This window comes from Bacillus sp. XT-4 (assembly GCF_050864245.1).
In the GTDB taxonomy this organism is placed as follows: Bacteria; Bacillota; Bacilli; order Bacillales; family Bacillaceae; genus Bacillus; species Bacillus altitudinis.
This window is the reverse complement of sequence record NZ_JBPAFI010000009.1, coordinates 75,302-91,381: the sequence shown is the minus strand read 5'-3', so window position 1 is coordinate 91,381 and position 16,080 is coordinate 75,302. Positions and strand designations below refer to the sequence as shown.

The 16,080-nt window shown below is 41.5% G+C and carries 22 protein-coding genes, 2 tRNA genes and 1 rRNA gene; 9 read left to right on the top strand and 16 right to left on the bottom strand.

What is annotated here, in order from left to right; genetic code table 11:
* From ACRRMM_RS17855 to ACRRMM_RS17845, 3 genes are all read right to left on the bottom strand, one after another.
* Nucleotides 1-80, bottom strand: a 16S ribosomal RNA gene (locus tag ACRRMM_RS17855); the annotation flags it as partial.
* Between the two features lie 134 nt (nucleotides 81-214).
* Nucleotides 215-288, bottom strand: a tRNA-Gly gene (locus tag ACRRMM_RS17850).
* Between the two features lie 15 nt (nucleotides 289-303).
* A tRNA-Arg gene (locus tag ACRRMM_RS17845) sits at nucleotides 304-380 on the bottom strand.
* A gap of 370 nt (nucleotides 381-750) precedes the next feature.
* Here ACRRMM_RS17845 and gltP point away from each other — a divergent pair.
* Nucleotides 751-2,001 carry a glutamate-aspartate/proton symporter GltP gene (gene gltP / locus ACRRMM_RS17840; protein WP_024719154.1) on the top strand — a complete coding sequence of 417 codons (1,251 nt, stop codon included), beginning with the start codon at nucleotides 751-753 and terminating at the stop codon, nucleotides 1,999-2,001.
* Nucleotides 2,002-2,039: 38 nt separating this feature from the next.
* On the opposite strand, the gene ACRRMM_RS17835 is transcribed toward gltP, so the two are convergent.
* Together ACRRMM_RS17835 and ACRRMM_RS17830 are read right to left on the bottom strand one after the other, a co-directional pair.
* Nucleotides 2,040-3,059, bottom strand: a complete 1,020-nt coding sequence (locus ACRRMM_RS17835; protein WP_428828798.1) for a S66 family peptidase — start codon at nucleotides 3,057-3,059, stop codon at nucleotides 2,040-2,042.
* Nucleotides 3,060-3,337: 278 nt separating this feature from the next.
* On the bottom strand, nucleotides 3,338-4,213 hold the full coding sequence (locus ACRRMM_RS17830) for a DMT family transporter (RefSeq protein WP_428828797.1): 876 nt from the start codon (nucleotides 4,211-4,213) through the stop codon (nucleotides 3,338-3,340).
* A gap of 295 nt (nucleotides 4,214-4,508) precedes the next feature.
* Between ACRRMM_RS17830 and ACRRMM_RS17825 the strand changes: the two genes are divergently transcribed.
* Both ACRRMM_RS17825 and ACRRMM_RS17820 read left to right on the top strand, forming a co-directional pair.
* Complete coding sequence (locus tag ACRRMM_RS17825; protein ID WP_007496390.1) at nucleotides 4,509-5,234, top strand: AzlC family ABC transporter permease; 726 nt, start codon at nucleotides 4,509-4,511, stop codon at nucleotides 5,232-5,234.
* Nucleotides 5,231-5,551, top strand: a complete 321-nt coding sequence (locus ACRRMM_RS17820; protein WP_025206823.1) for an AzlD domain-containing protein — start codon at nucleotides 5,231-5,233, stop codon at nucleotides 5,549-5,551. Before ACRRMM_RS17825 ends, ACRRMM_RS17820 begins: the two co-directional genes overlap by 4 nt.
* 35 nt (nucleotides 5,552-5,586) lie before the next feature.
* Here ACRRMM_RS17820 and ACRRMM_RS17815 read toward each other — a convergent pair whose 3' ends face one another.
* Nucleotides 5,587-6,249 (bottom strand): O-methyltransferase, encoded by a 663-nt coding sequence (locus ACRRMM_RS17815; RefSeq protein WP_079919076.1) that lies wholly within the window; start codon nucleotides 6,247-6,249, stop codon nucleotides 5,587-5,589.
* Between the two features lie 149 nt (nucleotides 6,250-6,398).
* Complete coding sequence (locus ACRRMM_RS17810) at nucleotides 6,399-6,584, bottom strand: CsbD family protein (RefSeq protein ID WP_008346686.1); 186 nt, start codon at nucleotides 6,582-6,584, stop codon at nucleotides 6,399-6,401.
* Nucleotides 6,585-6,711: 127 nt separating this feature from the next.
* Here ACRRMM_RS17810 and ACRRMM_RS17805 point away from each other — a divergent pair, with 127 nt between their 5' ends.
* Nucleotides 6,712-7,263, top strand: coding sequence for a GNAT family N-acetyltransferase (locus tag ACRRMM_RS17805; RefSeq protein WP_008346688.1), 552 nt, complete (start codon nucleotides 6,712-6,714; stop codon nucleotides 7,261-7,263).
* 4 nt (nucleotides 7,264-7,267) lie between these two features.
* On the opposite strand, the gene ACRRMM_RS17800 is transcribed toward ACRRMM_RS17805, so the two are convergent.
* Nucleotides 7,268-7,855 carry a LysE family transporter gene (locus ACRRMM_RS17800; protein WP_113747448.1) on the bottom strand — a complete coding sequence of 196 codons (588 nt, stop codon included), beginning with the start codon at nucleotides 7,853-7,855 and terminating at the stop codon, nucleotides 7,268-7,270.
* Nucleotides 7,856-7,967: 112 nt separating this feature from the next.
* Between ACRRMM_RS17800 and ACRRMM_RS17795 the strand changes: the two genes are divergently transcribed.
* The gene (locus ACRRMM_RS17795) at nucleotides 7,968-8,522 is read left to right on the top strand and encodes a helix-turn-helix domain-containing protein (protein ID WP_025206820.1); all 555 of its coding nucleotides are present in this window, start codon (nucleotides 7,968-7,970) and stop codon (nucleotides 8,520-8,522) included.
* Between the two features lie 41 nt (nucleotides 8,523-8,563).
* On the opposite strand, the gene ACRRMM_RS17790 is transcribed toward ACRRMM_RS17795, so the two are convergent.
* The 6 genes from ACRRMM_RS17790 to ACRRMM_RS17765 form a co-directional block, all read right to left on the bottom strand.
* On the bottom strand, nucleotides 8,564-8,857 hold the full coding sequence (locus ACRRMM_RS17790) for a hypothetical protein (protein ID WP_008346693.1): 294 nt from the start codon (nucleotides 8,855-8,857) through the stop codon (nucleotides 8,564-8,566).
* A gap of 350 nt (nucleotides 8,858-9,207) precedes the next feature.
* Nucleotides 9,208-10,260, bottom strand: coding sequence for an LLM class flavin-dependent oxidoreductase (locus tag ACRRMM_RS17785; RefSeq protein ID WP_017358431.1), 1,053 nt, complete (start codon nucleotides 10,258-10,260; stop codon nucleotides 9,208-9,210).
* A 17-nt stretch (nucleotides 10,261-10,277) separates the two neighbouring features.
* Entirely contained in the window at nucleotides 10,278-10,901 is a 624-nt protein-coding gene (locus tag ACRRMM_RS17780) for a nitroreductase family protein (protein ID WP_428828796.1), read from the bottom strand.
* A complete protein-coding gene (locus ACRRMM_RS17775; RefSeq protein WP_007496406.1) occupies nucleotides 10,885-11,358 on the bottom strand; it encodes a MarR family winged helix-turn-helix transcriptional regulator in 474 nt (157 codons plus the stop codon). Before ACRRMM_RS17775 ends, ACRRMM_RS17780 begins: the two co-directional genes overlap by 17 nt.
* Nucleotides 11,359-11,466: 108 nt before the next feature.
* Nucleotides 11,467-11,970 (bottom strand): dihydrofolate reductase family protein, encoded by a 504-nt coding sequence (locus tag ACRRMM_RS17770; protein WP_235701439.1) that lies wholly within the window; start codon nucleotides 11,968-11,970, stop codon nucleotides 11,467-11,469.
* A gap of 114 nt (nucleotides 11,971-12,084) precedes the next feature.
* Entirely contained in the window at nucleotides 12,085-12,636 is a 552-nt protein-coding gene (locus ACRRMM_RS17765; RefSeq protein WP_035704289.1) for a TetR/AcrR family transcriptional regulator, read from the bottom strand.
* 150 nt (nucleotides 12,637-12,786) lie between these two features.
* Between ACRRMM_RS17765 and ACRRMM_RS17760 the strand changes: the two genes are divergently transcribed.
* The 3 genes from ACRRMM_RS17760 to ACRRMM_RS17750 all read left to right on the top strand — a co-directional run bounded on the left by ACRRMM_RS17760 (nucleotide 12,787) and on the right by ACRRMM_RS17750 (nucleotide 14,395).
* Nucleotides 12,787-13,410, top strand: coding sequence for a GNAT family N-acetyltransferase (locus tag ACRRMM_RS17760; RefSeq protein ID WP_048001231.1), 624 nt, complete (start codon nucleotides 12,787-12,789; stop codon nucleotides 13,408-13,410).
* Nucleotides 13,411-13,478: 68 nt separating this feature from the next.
* Nucleotides 13,479-13,874: a VOC family protein gene (locus tag ACRRMM_RS17755; RefSeq protein ID WP_008346708.1), complete on the top strand. Its 396-nt coding sequence runs from the start codon at nucleotides 13,479-13,481 to the stop codon at nucleotides 13,872-13,874.
* A complete protein-coding gene (locus ACRRMM_RS17750) occupies nucleotides 13,871-14,395 on the top strand; it encodes a GNAT family N-acetyltransferase (RefSeq protein WP_008346711.1) in 525 nt (174 codons plus the stop codon). Before ACRRMM_RS17755 ends, ACRRMM_RS17750 begins: the two co-directional genes overlap by 4 nt.
* Nucleotides 14,396-14,407: 12 nt before the next feature.
* Here ACRRMM_RS17750 and ACRRMM_RS17745 read toward each other — a convergent pair whose 3' ends face one another.
* On the bottom strand, nucleotides 14,408-14,677 hold the full coding sequence (locus ACRRMM_RS17745) for a YesK-like family protein (RefSeq protein ID WP_024719170.1): 270 nt from the start codon (nucleotides 14,675-14,677) through the stop codon (nucleotides 14,408-14,410).
* Nucleotides 14,678-14,728: 51 nt separating this feature from the next.
* Here ACRRMM_RS17745 and ACRRMM_RS17740 point away from each other — a divergent pair, with 51 nt between their 5' ends.
* Nucleotides 14,729-15,202, top strand: coding sequence for a GNAT family N-acetyltransferase (locus tag ACRRMM_RS17740; protein ID WP_008346715.1), 474 nt, complete (start codon nucleotides 14,729-14,731; stop codon nucleotides 15,200-15,202).
* On the opposite strand, the gene ACRRMM_RS17735 is transcribed toward ACRRMM_RS17740, so the two are convergent.
* A complete protein-coding gene (locus ACRRMM_RS17735) occupies nucleotides 15,194-15,982 on the bottom strand; it encodes a GNAT family N-acetyltransferase (protein ID WP_428828969.1) in 789 nt (262 codons plus the stop codon). The genes ACRRMM_RS17740 and ACRRMM_RS17735 overlap by 9 nt on opposite strands.
* Between the last annotated feature and the right edge of the window lie 98 nt (nucleotides 15,983-16,080).

Here is a 16,080-nt window from a genome sequence, read left to right as displayed (position 1 = left end):
CTCCCTTCTGTCCGCTCGACTTGCATGTATTAGGCACGCCGCCAGCGTTCGTCCTGAGCCAGGATCAAACTCTCCGAAAAAGTACAAAACCGAAGTTTTGTTTTTCGTCAGCGTTTGACTGACTACCTATGAAGTATCATAGGATTTTTTTATAAAAACTCGAATTAACAGGTACGTTTTGTCTTGTTTAGTTTTCAAAGATCATCTTTTAAAATGGAGCGGGTGATGAGAATCGAACTCACGACATCAGCTTGGAAGGCTGAGGTTTTACCACTAAACTACACCCGCGTGGTTAAATGTTATTGGCGCGCCCGAGAGGAGTCGAACCCCTAACCTTTTGATCCGTAGTCAAACGCTCTATCCAATTGAGCTACGGGCGCTTAATCAGGCGACTTAATTATCTTAACATATCGTTTTTATTAAGTCAACATCTTTTTGAAGTTTGTTTGTCGTATCTGTCTGAGCATCAGTGTTTCAGATGCGTCATCAGCGACGAATAAAAATATACCATGAATCATACAAAAGGGTCAATACATTTTTCTAAAAAAATTTCATGTTTTTTAAGAAGTGCTCTTTTGTTAGATAAATAGAGTTTCAATCGCCCTATTTTCATTTCTTTCTTCATAATTCTAATGATTCTTAAATAAAATCTTTCTAAATCCCAAAGGAGGACAAAACATGGTCACCTAGAATTTTTATTTATTGGAAAATTCTTAATATTTTCCATGCATTTAAAGGAGGTAGGAGATGATGAAAAAGTTTGTCGCTTTTCAAATCATGATCGCTTTGGTGATAGGAGCTCTTATCGGCCACTTCTTCCCTGATTTCGGAATGGCACTGCGGCCCATTGGGGATGGCTTTATCCGATTGATTAAAATGATTGTAGTCCCTATTGTTTTCTCTACGATTGTCATCGGCGCAGCTGGCAGTGGTGGAATGAAGAAAATGGGTAGTCTCGGATTAAAGACAATCATTTGGTTTGAAGTCATTACGACCATCGTTCTTGGAATCGGGCTTTTATTGGCCAACGTGTTAAAGCCAGGCGTTGGACTCGATTTCTCTCAATTAGCTAAGAAAGATATTGGGGAACTCGATGGTTATACTCAAAAGGTCGTCGATTTTAAACAGATGGTTTTAGACATCATTCCAACCAATATCATCGATGTCATGGCTCAGAATGATTTACTAGCAGTGATTTTCTTCGCTATTTTATTCGGTGTAGCCGCAAGCGGTATTGGGAAAGCTTCCGCTCCTGTCCTTACCTTCTTTGAATCAGTAGCACAAATTATGTTTAAGCTCACACAAATGGTCATGGTGACAGCTCCTATTGGAGTTTTAGCATTAATGGCAGCTTCTGTCGGACAATACGGCATTGTTTTACTCATTCCTATGATGAAACTTGTTGGCACTGTCTTCTTAGGATTGTTTATTATTCTATTTGTTTTGTTCCCTCTTGTCGCACTGATCTTCCGTTTTAACTACTTCGAAGTGTTGAAAATGATTTGGGATTTGTTTTTAGTGGCCTTTTCTACTACAAGTACAGAAACTGTTCTTCCACAGCTCATGTCACGGATGGAGAAATACGGCTGTCCGAAAAGAATTGTTTCCTTCGTCATCCCGTCAGGTCTTTCTCTTAATTGTGATGGTTCAAGTTTATATTTATCGGTTTCCTGTGTGTTTCTTGCACAAGCGTTTGGTGTCGATATGAGTTTATCACAGCAGCTCCTCATGATGCTTGTCCTTGTTTTAACAAGTAAAGGCATTGCAGCTGTCCCGTCTGGCTCACTTGTCGTTCTTTTGGCAACAGCTCATGCAGTAGGTCTGCCAGCAGAAGGTGTCGCTATTATCGCCGGGGTTGACCGGATTATGGATATGGCTCGAACAGGCGTGAATGTTCCTGGACATGCGGTTGCCTGTATTGTCGTTTCTAAATGGGAAAAAGTATTCCGAGAGTCTGCATGGGAAGTTCCAAAAGCAGGTGAAGAAACAAAAGGAATGTAATGTTTTTTATGAAGGAAAGGGGTCGCCCTTTCCTTTTTTTATGGCAAAAATGTCTGCCTCAGCACGGCTTTACCTTCTTGTTGCAACTGCACCTCCGCGTATGCTCCGTTAATGAGGGTCATTTGCGGCGGTACGTGTCCACAATCAATATCGTAAACAATCGGTATTTGTAATTCCTTATGCAATTCTTCATATAGATCCGTATATTCATATCCTTCCACAGGAGTGTCCACTGCACTCCTGCCAAACATGATGCCAGAGCAATAATCAAACCAGCCTGCTAGTTTTAATTGAACAAGAGACCTCTTCATACTCGCAGCATTTAATTCACAGTTTTCAAAATACCATAGAATGGGTTCACCTTTCAGGTATGTTTCTTGAAAAGCTTTGACATCTCCAAAAGGCGTGCCAGCTAAGTGCCGGATCACATCAATACAGCCACCCATCAGTCTTCCCTTCATCGTCGTCTCTAAGTGATCAACAGTACGCCATGCGGTTGGCTCGGTTAAATGAAAGACATGTATGCTTGGATGGTCATACTGCCATTCCTTTTGATACATATCAGAAGAAAATTGAGTAACATCCTTTTTCTCTGGAGTGGAAAGTATTTGTTCCCACATAGCCGTCACCTGATCAAGCTCTTCCCCCTGAAGATCCACAAGGTTCGGTCCATGCGCTGTCGCAATGCCTGTGTTTAATGTCAAAGCTAATAGAAGGAGACTTGTATCTGAGTAACCAAGAATCCACTTTTTTTGCATCACTGAGAAATCAAGATGCTCTAACACTTCAATAAGCAGCTGTCCGCCCCATGGCGGGATGATGTGGTCAATCTCATGACAAGTCATCATCCGCTGTAACTCATTTGCTCGCTTGATTGCAGGGGCTGATTTCGCTTTTTCCTGCTGCCATACTGTCTCTCCACATATGACTTCATAGCCTCTTTTTTTCATCCGATCGCAAGACAGTTGAAACATCTCATGCAAAGAGGGTTGCACACCTGAGGACGGTGCTGTCACCCCAATCGTTTGTCCTTTTTGCAAAAATGGATACTGGATCATCCTGCTCACCTCCACCTTCTATGAATCTCTCATCTATTCATTGTAAAGAAAATTCCCCTTCTTCAAGGGGAATCCAGATTGTTGACAAAGGGCTAAAATGAACTTTATTTTAGCCCTTTGTCTTCTTTTCAGCGTGATAGAAAACCTTTGCAGTCTAGGAAGGACGAGCACCGGAGCAGAGCGAATTTGACATTCGTGAGCACCGGAGCGCAGGACTGACAAAGAATGCGAGGGTTTGTCTACACGCTGAATTCCCCTTCTTCAAGGGGAATCTCATCTTACTCTCTCTGACGCAGGACAGTATATACACCTGCGAAAATACACAAAATCCCAACAAACGAACGTAAGCCCATCTCTTCACCTAGAAGCAGCCATCCAAGGACCGTACCAACGATTGGTTGAAAGAAGAAAAACAGACCACCGCTTGAAGCGTCCATCAGTTGAAGCCCTCTATTCCACAAAAAGAAAGCAAGGGCCGTTGAGATGATACCTAGATACAGAATGCCGCCCCATATTTCCGGTCTTGCCATTTGATGCACATCAAGATGAGGCAAACGAAACAAGACAGGTGGTGTTAATACGATAAAGGCCACAATGATCGCATATGTTGTCGTCACTACTTGAGGATACTTTCCTGGTACTCGTTTCAAAAGAACAGACATCAGCGCCCATGTTAATGCAGCGATCATCAGCGAAAGACCGCCAACAAACTCATCCGTTTGAACAGCGACAGGCCCAATCATCGTCAGTACACCTACTGTAGCAAGCAGAATGGAGACACACTTTCTCACTGTGAATGATTCTTTTAATAGAAAGAAAGCGAAAAGCACCATAAAAGCAGGTGTGGCCGATGTGATGACGGCACCCATTTGTGCAGACGTATACATTGTGCCAATTTCTTGGGTCACGATCGATAGAAAGTTGCCAATCAATCCAATCGACACAATTAGCGGGATATCCTTTTTGTCTAACCGAAAAGAGTAGCCCAAACGCCAAATCGTGAACACAAGAACGACTCCAGCTACTGCATATCTCATCCAGACGAGCTCAAGTGGCGGGACAACCGCAACTGTTACTTTGACCACTACATACATACCGCCCCAAATACTAGCAGCTAACGCTAAGTAGAGGGCTCCTATATATTTTCCATTCATTTTTTCCCCTCCGTTACTGGATATATTCACTGCGATATCCACAAACGGAGATCACTCTCCGTTATGGACGGAGGTGATTTGGTACATCATGTTCAAATAAAGGCTTCCATTGCATATCAGTCACCCCAATTGTGTTTATTTTCTGATTACTTTATAACAAAATCTGGTTCACTTCAATCCTTTTTATCGCCATGTTTCTTCATATAATAGAAGTTCATTAGGATTGACATGATGAATTCGTTTTCTTATAGTAAGTAAAACAATTGATGTTTACACAGAAAAGGAGTAGAGGTATTTGGATGTTGAAGCTAGGAAACACATTCCCACTGCCGGAAACGAACCGTTTCTTGAGGGAATAAAAGATTGTGTGCCAACCTTGCTTGGTTATATGAGCATTGGGTTTGCCTTTGGAATTGTTGGCATTAGTTCGCAGTTAAGTATATGGGAGATCGCGCTGTTATCTATCTTTATTTATGCTGGCGCTTCACAGTTTATCATCTGTGCATTACTTGTGACAGGAAGCCCCCTTTCCGCTATTATTTTCACCACGTTCATTGTCAATTTACGGCATTTGTTACTCAGCCTTACGCTTGCCCCCCATTTTACACGCTACTCTGTAAAGCAGAACATCGGATTTGGTCTTCTGCTTACTGATGAATCCTTTGGCGTAGCGATGAATAAATTAGCACAGCAAGGAAAATTGAATAACAGATGGATGCATGGACTGAACATTACAGCTTATTTATGCTGGATTGCTGCGTGTACACTTGGCGGAATATTCGGACACTGGATTTCAAATCCAGAGGCGCTTGGTCTTGATTTTGCCCTATCCGCGATGTTTGCTGCGCTGCTCATTCTTTCTTTACAGACGGTGCCCAAAAATAAGCTAACCCATCGCTTATCACTTGTTTTATATATGTTTGTTGCGATGTTTGTGCTGCTTCATTTTGTTCCTTCACACGTGGCTGTTTTGTTGGCGACTGTGCTTGTTGCCACTATTGGGGTGGTGACAGATAAATGATTAGTAGTTTTATGTTATGGCTCATTCTTGGCTGTATGATTGTGACCATCATCCCAAGAGTCGTTCCATTTTTATTTGTGAGGAGTATCCAGATGCCAGAAGTGGTGCTCAAATGGTTATCATTTATCCCCATTTGTATATTTACTGCTTTGATTGCAGAGCATCTATTCATACATACTACAGCAAGCGTCACCATTCACTGGATGTACCTTGCTGTCTTGGTTCCAACTGTGTTAATCGCTGTTTGGACAAAAAGCTTGTCCCTCACCGTTCTAGTAGGCGTCATGCTGATGGGCACAGCTAGATGGCTTTTCTAATAGAAAAAGCTTAACCGGATGCGGTTAAGCTTTTTTCATTTTACGATACCATATATAAAGCCGTCATAGCCTTTTTCGCCAACAGTTTGAATAGCGGTTGCTTCAATTCTCGACTCTTGTTTGAGTAAATCGAAAAATTCACGCGTTCCCTTCACTCGCTCATCTTGATCAGAGGCATGGAGAACTGCCCCATTTCTGACCACATTGTCTGCAATAATGACTGTTCCCTTTTTTGAGAAATATAACGCCCACTTCAAATATTGCGGGTTGTTTGGTTTGTCTGCATCAATGAAAATCAAATCGAACGGGAGCGTATCCTGCTCTTTTAACTGAGATAAAGTATCTAACGCTTTTCCTTGTAAAATGGTGACACGTTCTGCTAGGCCTGCTCTGTCTATGTTCTGCTGTGCTGTTTCTGCATGATGACTGACAGCCTCTAATGTCATGAGTTCTCCATCCGATTCAAGTGCACGGGCAAGCCAAATGGTACTATAACCGCCAAGTGTACCGATTTCTAAAATGCGCTTTGCACCCTTGGTTTTTGCTAACAAATAAAGCAGTTTCCCTTGGGCCGGCGACACATCTATTTCTGGTAACCCGGCTTGCTTATTCTTGATAAGAGTTTGCTCCAATACGTCATCTTTAGCCATCAATTTGTCTTTGATATACTCGTCAACTTTCCCCCATACTTGCTCCAAGTCATCCATCTCCCTTGTTCATGTCTTCTATTTAAATTCTACATGACGGAAGCGAGAATTTATAATCAATTCTTTTCACACACCTATTGATTTTATTGATGAAAGGAATGTGATGATGGATACATGGGGCGAGTGCAAGTATACGCAAACTACTGATTCAGCTTATTTTTCACGTCACCTTTTTTATCTTGAAGCTTTCCTTTTACTTGATCTTTCTTTCCTTCTGCTTTCAGGTTTTCATGATCTGTCGCTTCGCCAAGTTTTTCTTTCACTTGACCTTTGACTTGATTTGTTTTTCCTTTCGCTTTATCCATATGTCCATTTTGTTCACTCATTTTGTTCCACCTCCACGTTTGATACTGTTTATTTAGCCTTTTTGCACATGACAAAACATCTGAGTGTGCTGTGTGCGCGTTTCAGGTATGATAGACATAATGGAATGAAAGGTTGGTGGTCTGTTCAATGATCATTTCTGAAAGTATGTTCACTGTACGTGGTGTGACTTATCGTATTCGCTCTGCTGCATTAGCAGATGCCAAACAGTTATCAGCTCTCAGACTGAAAATCGATGGTGAAACCGAATATTTAGATCGTGAACCGGGTGAAGCTTTTATTGATGAGAAAGGGTTCGAGGCGTTGATTCAAGAGGATTCCAAGGAATGCCGTCATCTCTTTTTAGTTGCAGATATTGAAGGAGACATTGTCGGTTTTTCAAGATGCGAAGGGCATTCTCTTAAGCGCTCTGCTCACAAAGTAATGTTTGGCGTCGCCGTACAGAAGGCCGCTTGGGGCTATCACATCGGGAAAGAACTTTTAGCTGCATCGATCGACTGGGCAGATCAGCAAGGCATTCAAAAGATGTCACTTCAAGTAATGGAAACCAATCAAAAAGCCATTCGTTTATATGAACACTATGGCTTTGAGATTGAAGGCTTGTTAAAAAAAGATAAACGGCTGGCGGACGGCATGTATTATGATACGGTTGTGATGGGCAGGCAGCGGCCAGTCTCCTGACCGCTTACATGACATAACTCCAGATCATCGAAATCGCACTATACATAAGCAGCAGCCCCATGACGAACTGGAACGGCCGCTGATAAAGAGTCAAAAAACGCTTGAATACAGAGCCAAATAAACTCCAGCTAAATGTGCCTAAAAAACCAATGATGGCGAGAATCAACGTCAACAACATGTATTGCATATTGGACTGTCCATACGGCAGAACAAAAGTGGAAATGACGGTTAACCCATACAAGATGGCTTTCGGATTAATAAATTGCAGCAGCATCCCCGGGATAAAATGATTATAGCGGTCTAGTGTTTCGTCATCTCCGCCTTTACTTTTCATGATTTTGACAGCTAAATAGATCATGTAACCGGCTCCGATGAAAGCCATAACCCAGCCGATTTTCGGCATGACTTGATAAAGAATCATATTGAAGAAACCGCTCAAACATAAAATGACCAAAAATCCGATTCCAACCCCTAAACAAAATCGAAATGTTTGCTTGACCCCATATTTATTCGTAAAGACCATCGCCATGATATTATTCGGCCCAGGGGTGAAGCTGGTAACAAAAGCATAAATCAACATGGAAACAATCAAATCGTTACCTCCTTTTCATACGTTATTTAGACTTAAAAGTCTTTATTGCGTATATTACGTTTCATTGTACTATTCGGTCGTTATAAAGTAAATTCAGAAAGGAGTTTTTTTGATGGAGGATGTACAATCGATTATTGCTAGAAATGTCAAACTGCTAAGAGAGCAAAAGAAATTAAGCCTAGAAAAGATGGCTGAGGTAACAAGTGTGAGTAAAACGATGATTGGGCAAATCGAAAGAGGAGAATCCACACCAACCATCACCACTCTGTGGAAAATCGCCAATGGGTTGAAGGTGTCTTTTAGTGAACTCATATACGCACCGCAGCCTGAGATTAAGTTTGTGCGAAAAGAAGAAGGACAAGTTTTAACAGAGGACGAGGGAAGGTATCGGGTATATACGACGTTCCCATTTGATGACCTGAGAAAATTTGAAGTCTATCAGGTAGAAATTGATCCTCATGGGTCATTAAGTGCGGAAGAACATATCGGCGGTACAGAAGAATTGATTACCGTATTTGAGGGAGCACTTGATTTATCGATCGGTGATGAGCAATACACATTACAAGCTGGCGACTCGATTCGGTTTAAAGCTGACCGTGCCCATGAGTATAAACAATCAGGAGAACAGATGGTACGGATGCAAATGATTCTTTATTATCCCCATTAAAAAAAGCTGACAGGCTTGTCCACCTGTCAGCTTTATTTTATTTAATTAAATCCTGGATCGCGTACAACCGTTCCAGTAAAGGTAACTCTATATTTTCCTAAACCTAACTCTTCAATTGACGATTGATAGAGAATACCGACCCATCCATCCTTTGCATATGTAATACTTGATGGGATGTTTGACGTCGTATATGTTCTCGTTTCCGAGACGGTTCGACTTGCTTGTACCGTAACTTCACTGTTTACTTTCCCCTTCGCTTCTACCGGGACAGCGGTGACACCCGCACCCGTTAAAACAATTGCTCCAACCAAAACAGAAGTTATGACCTTTTTCATACAAAAATCCCTCCCTTTTTTTGTTGAACATATTAACCATACCATAATTTAGAACTTTCGTAAGTTATTTTTTCATTTTTTTGAAAATTATGATATGATTGTCTTATGCTGGATAGAGGGTGTTACATACTTCTATGCTTTTGTCCTCATCTCGTTTCTAGTGAAACAATTGATAACGGAGGTGATTTCATGAAAAAATGGCTTATCTGTTTTCAACTTGTTTTCCTCTTCACCTTGACGGCCACACCATTTGCTTCTGCTGCTTCATGCCCTACAGTGAAACCATGTGTTATTGATCCTTAAGCATAAGAAAAAGTCGATCAAGCCTATTCACTTGATCGACTTTTTTGTTATGCTTGCTCTGCTTCCCAGCGAGCAACCTCTTCTCTTACTTTAGGAGCCACTTCTTTTCCAAATAACTCAATGGCTTTCAACACTTGATCATGTGGCATCGAACCGACCGGCACGTGCAACATGAAGCGTGTAATGCCTACATTTTTTCGCAGATGAATCACTTTCTCTGCTACGGCATCTGGATCTCCTACATACAATGCACCTTCTAATGTTCTTGCTGCATCGAATGTAGAACGGGTATAAGGTCCCCAGCCTCGTTCTCTTGCTAATGTATTCATGACATGCTGTGTAGAAGGGAAGAATTGATCTGCTGCCAATTCTGTTTCCTCCGCAACAAATCCATGTGAATGGGATGCCACCGTTAATTTCTCAGGGTCATGTCCAGCGTGAATCGCAGCTTGCTTGTAGAGCTGCACTAGCGGTGCGAACTGTCTAGGGCTGCCGCCAATAATGGCAAGGACAAGTGGTAATCCTAATAATCCAGCACGTACGACAGATTCTCTGTTTCCTCCACTGCCAATCCAGATCGGAAGCGGATCTTGAACAGGTCTTGGGTATACGCCGACATCCTGAATGGCTGGACGGTGCTTACCGCTCCATGTCACACGCTCTGACTGCTGTAATTTCAATAGTAAATCTAGTTTTTCTTCAAATAATTCTTCATAATCATCTAAGTCATAGCCAAAAAGCGGGAACGATTCAATAAATGATCCACGGCCAGCCATGATCTCTGCACGCCCGTTAGAAAGGCCATCTAATGTCGCAAAATCTTGAAACACACGAACAGGATCTGCCGATGAAAGAACAGTTACGGCACTTGTCAGACGAATATTCTTTGTTTGCGTTGCCGCAGCTGCTAATACGACTGCTGGATTTGATGCGGCGAAATCTTCACGATGATGCTCTCCTACACCAAAAACGTCGAGACCCACTTGATCTGCTAAAATAATTTCTTCTACTACTTCACGAATGCGCTGTGCGTGGCTGACTGTTTTTCCTGTTTGAAAATCAGGTGTTGTTTCTACAAATGTACTAATTCCTAGTTCCATGAATGGAACCCCCTATCTTATAAATATGTCACAAATTCAGAGACCGGCTTGCGGTAGCCTCTCGCTTGTCTGCTCTCTACTTTTTCTTTTCCGAGTGTAATCATTAATACAGGAATCAAATCTGATTCGATGTTTAACACCTTTTTCATTGCTTCGGGGTCAAAGCCGATCATTGGGCAAGTATCCCATCCCTTGTTTTTGGCGGCAAGCATAAATAGCATGGCAGATAATGAAGCATTTCGAATCGCCTCTTCTTTCTGAAAGTCTGATCCTCTCTGCACATAAAAACTCATCGTCTCTCTGACCATTTCCTCATATTGTTGCGCATTTAAGATGCCGAGCATTTTGAGGCCTTCATAAATGTTTCCTGCTTGCTCATAAGCTTTCGGATCGCCGAGCACAATGATCGCTGCTGAAGCGGAATGCACCTTATATTGTCCAAATGCAGCATCTCTTACTTGCTCTTTAAGCGCTTCTGATTGAACGACGACATATTGCGTATGCTGTAAATTAAAGGCTGAAGGTGCCAGCTTCACTTCTTCAAAGATACTATTAAGCTCTTCTCTCGAAATCGAGATATTTGGCAAAAAATTTGATGCTGATCGTCTTTCACGTACCAATGTATCAAAGCTGCGTGTCATCTTGTTTCCCCTTTTCGTGAAGTTGTTTTGCACCTAAACCGATTTTTTTCAACCATTCGATGAGCTGCTCTTTTTCCTCTGTTTCGATAAAGGACAGATTTTGTGAAATGACATCTGTATGTTTTGGGAAAATATCGTCAAATAGCTGCTTCCCTTTATCTGTCAGTAATACATGGAATACACGTTTATCAGAAGGTGCACATTGTCTTTTGACTAATTCTTGTTTTTCTAATTTGTTGACCACATAGGTGATGCTCCCACTTGGAATGGATAAAATCTCACTAATTTTTTGAACGGGATGTGGTCCCTTACTATACAGTAATTCAAGAATTTGAAAGTTTTCAAATCCGATATCATAACGTTCTATGTCTTTTTGGATATTTGCAAAAAGGGCATGATAGGCTTTCATCCACACTCGGAAAAGCCTTAAGTCTAATTCCTGATCTTGCTGCACCATGGCAACTACTCCTTTTTCAATAAATCCTAAAACTAGGATAATTTTATCCTAACACTAGGATATTTTCTTGTCAACGTGTTTGTTTGATTAAAAAAAGACCCCTTTGATTTAGTGGTCTTCTTTTAACACAAAATGCATTTCAGCAATTTGTTTGTATTGATTCACTTGTTGTAATGAAAATCTAGATTCCTGTTCAGTTGGAGGAAAAAGAGGGATTCCTTTTCCAATCATGACAGGTGCGATTTGGAGATACAGCTCATCGACTAATCTTTCTTTTAATAATGCTTGAAGCAGTTCCCCGCCTCCTACTATCCAGATATGCTGGCCTTTTTCATTTTTTAAATTTTTGATAAAAGAGAGAACATCTTCACGAACGATGTGGGTTCCTGTATGACTGTCTTGTAAAGTGCGAGAAACGATATAACATGTCTTGTCTTCATAAGGAAACCCATCAGGTGAGAGCTTTAGAACCTGTTCATAAGTGTTCCGTCCCATGATCAGCGTATCGACTGAAGCATAAAATTCCTCATATTTCGTATCCTCTTCACCCTCTGTTCCTATGAGCCAATCTAAACGGTGATCATCCCTTGCTAAATATCCATCAATGCTCATTGCCCCATAAAATAGTAATTTCCTTTTCAATCTCACCACTCCCCGCCTGAAATAAGAACGTATATTCCCATTTTAACAGAAAGAATAGAAAAATGATATATGATCCATTCGTTTCTACGATTCCTGTTCTACCTTCATAAGAAGCTTGTACAAGATGTGCGCAAGCTGCCCCGCTTCGACTGTCATCCCTTCATGAATCCATTCCTCCAGTACACCAACAACACCAGACACAACAAATGAAGCCTCAATCTGTTCACGTTCCGTAATCTGACGCTGATCAAGTTGCCACTCTTTCATGATTTTTTCTTTAAAAAACGCTTTAAATTGATTCGTCGTTGGGCTATTCGGTTTGACAAATAACGTCATCATGAATTGTTTTTCTTTTAAATACTCAGTTGTTTTGTTTAAAAAGGACAGCATATCAAGCGGGTCCTGGCTTGGAAACGATTCATCGTATAGTCCGCCAAGCTGATTAAATAGTTCCTTCTCAAGCTGTTCATGCAAATCAAATACATCTTGGTAGTGCAAATAAAAGGTCCCTCTTCCTAAATCCGCTCTTCTAGATAGCTCTGATACTGTAATTTGTTGAACATCTTTTTCCTTTAAAAGCTCAAGAAAGCTTTCCCGTATCGCCTTTTTGGTTTTGATTGTTCGTCTGTCCTTCATCAAACACCCTCCATTTTTGAACAATCTGGCTATACCTGTCTATTTATGAACAAGAGATCATTCATTGCCGATGTTCGGTTTATTTTCCTCTTATTATAATGGACACATGTTCAATAATCTATATCTGTTCAAAAAAAGGAGGACCATCATATGTTTCAATTCAGACTTGCTAGAGAGGATGAACTGCCTCAAGTGGCAGCGTTGTTAGATGATTCATTTCAGAACTATTCATTTTTTGATTTATTATGCGAAAAGGTGACCAATCGTTCTGCTTTCGCCCGTCAGTTGCATTTGATCAATACAAAGGTATATTTTCAGCATCAAATCTGTTTGGTCGGGGTTGAGAACGAGAAAATTGTGTCTGCCGCCCTGTTAAAACATCCCCGTCTTCCTGAACCAGGACTCATGGATTATGTGTTATCTGGTGGGTTAAAGCTACTCTTTACTGGTGGCATATCGGCGATTCAGCATGTGTTCCGTATGTTAAAGGAGGCAAAAAAAGCGTGTTCTTCCTTAAAGAAACCTTACTGGTATTTAGAAGCTCTTGTCGTTGCAAAAGACCAACAAGGAAAAAAACTTGGAAGCCGTATGCTAAAGCAATGTCTTTTCCCCTTTATCGCCCGGCAAGGCGGCGGACTGTTCACACTGATTACACACAACGAGGCCAATCGTCATTTCTATCGAAAAAATGGGTGGACGGAGTTTGATGAGAGAGTACTGCACGGAGAAAACATGTCCCTAGAAAGCTGGAGTTATAAAACCGTGATCAAATAAGGTATCTTCTTCAAGGGATGATATAATAGAAGCAGTTCAAACAATGATCATACTTGGAGGAGAGACTGATGATACGACGACTTGATCATATCGTGTTGACTGTACAACATATGGAGGAAACCATTCGCTTTTATACAAACGTATTAGGAATGAAGGAAGAAACTTTTGGAGAAGGCCGTAAAGCCCTTCGTTTTGGCTTACAAAAGATCAACCTTCATGAAGCGGGTCATGAATTTGAACCAAAAGCTGCTCATCCCCAGCCTGGATCTGCTGACTTGTGTTTTATCACCGATTTAGATATAGACAGTTTATTGCTTCATCTTCGAAAGCAGGTTGTTCCAATTGAAGAAGGTCCGGTCAGACGTTCTGGTGCATTAGGTCCGATTGAATCCATTTATATCCGTGATCCTGATATGAACTTAATTGAAATCTCCCGATATATAGAGGAGGCTGATCCATCATGACTCGATTATTTTTGAGACCGATTGAAGAAAAAGATTATCCTGGTATTCATAGAGGATGCCAGCATGCAGAAACACTTTATATGACTGGCACACGCAAAACGTTCACACTAGAAGAAATTCGTTCAGCCTATACCCGTTTTCTGCAGGATGACAGTAGACGAGACTTTGCTATTTGTCTGCTAGACACGAAAGAAATGATCGGGGATGCGGCGATTGTGGATATTGATCCGATAAACCATACGGCAAGTTTCCGCATTGCGCTACATGGTCCAGAGCATTTTCACAAAGGATATGGCACTGAGGCTGTTCGGATGGTTCAAACATTTGCCTTTGAGACGTTAGAACTCAATCGGCTTGAGCTTGAAGTTTTTTCCCATAACCCACGAGCCTTTCGAAGCTATGAGAAAGCCGGATTTCAATATGAAGGAAAAAGACGTCAAGCGCTCTATTTCAACGGTGCTTATTCGGATGTCATCATGATGGGCATCCTTCGTGAGGAATACGATAGAATCAAATCATAAAGATGTCCCAGCCTACGAAGGGTCATCTTTTTTAAACAGATGAACCCCTGTAACGATGATCAAACAAATGATAGAAGAGAGAACGATAGAGACGCTTGATATGCTGAGCGCCATCCCTTCCCATCTGCCAATGAAGAAACTGCCGATCAATAAGAGCAATCCAAACAAAGTGATACATATCGGAACAATCAGCCCAGCATGGCGATGCCTGCGTCTTTTTCCTGCCCACCACGAGAGACAGAGTACAATGACAGTAAAAATAGCGGTTTGCAGCCAGAACATATCGCATCCACTCCTTTTCTTTTTTATCCTATGACAACGGAGGTTTTTACAATGAATATTAGACCGATTCAAAAGCAGGACAATCCTTTTATCGCGGCCATTATCCGCCAGTCATTAGAATCAGCGAATCTTGCGATTGAAGGTACAGCCTACACAGACCCACACCTTGATCAGCTTTTCGAATACTATCAATCATTGACTCATGCAGCCTATTGGATTGCCGAAGAACATGGTGAAATTGTTGGTGGCGTTGGCATTGCCCCTTTCACAGATGGCATTTGTGAGCTGCAAAAGCTTTATTTAAGCCCAAAAGCACAAGGCAAAGGTGCGGGCAAGAAACTGATGGATACGGCCCTGCAATATGCTGCTACATACTACGATGCTTGTTATTTAGAAACCCGCAGTGAATTAACAGCTGCTACTGGCCTTTATCAACGGTATGACTTTTCTCTTCTTCCTGCACCGATTGAAGGCTCAGAGCATTCTGCCATGGATGCTTGGTATCTCAAAACCTTTTCAGCGTGAGGCATAAAATAAGCGATACGTCTTTGTCCACTGAAAACCTAGCTTCTCTGCCAATTTGGCCGAGGCTGCATGATGGACATCGCAATCCCAATGCGGTGTCTTCCCTTTTTCAACACAGATGCTGATCATTTGCTGAGCTGCTAACAAAGCCAACCCTTTTCCACGGCAGACTTCATCTGTCCAAATATCGATTTCCACACGTTTTTCACTTAAAAAAATAGAGATACATTCACTGACCACGTCTTCACCGTTTAAGATGGCAACTCCGACGCCATTAGATAAAAAGTGATCTACTCCTCCCCAATATGCTTCATAATAGCTGGATGGGAATACTTTGCTAGCGGCAATGACTTGTTCATTCGTGCGTTTGATCATTTCATCTTGATCAGGCACAATCAGATCAGGAGAGGTCAAGTCATAAGAATACGCATGTCTTTGCATTTCATTCAGTTGGGAACCGAAGCATTTTTTCATCATCTCATCTGATGCTGGATTTGCTGAAAACAAAGTGAACCGTCTGTTATCTCTTTTCTGCTTTTTATAAACATCCACAATGAACGTTGAACATAATGAGAGTGCTGCTTCTGTCCTGCCTGCGATATAATAAATGCCGGTTGTTGTCCCTGCAAAATAGACACACGGGTGATCTCGGTGATCCACATATAAATCTCCTTTTATCACCCCATCGAGTATCGCATCTACGAACACTGGATAGGCAGGATCAATCCGCCGAATTTCCTCTTTTACCGCTCCTGTCCTTTGTTGATCTACAAGATACAACATCATTCCTCCATTCACGAACGAGTATCTTTTCATTATAAAGGAAAGCCGCAGACACGCGGTGAATCTTTGCAACAAAAAGAATTCTTCTGCATCAA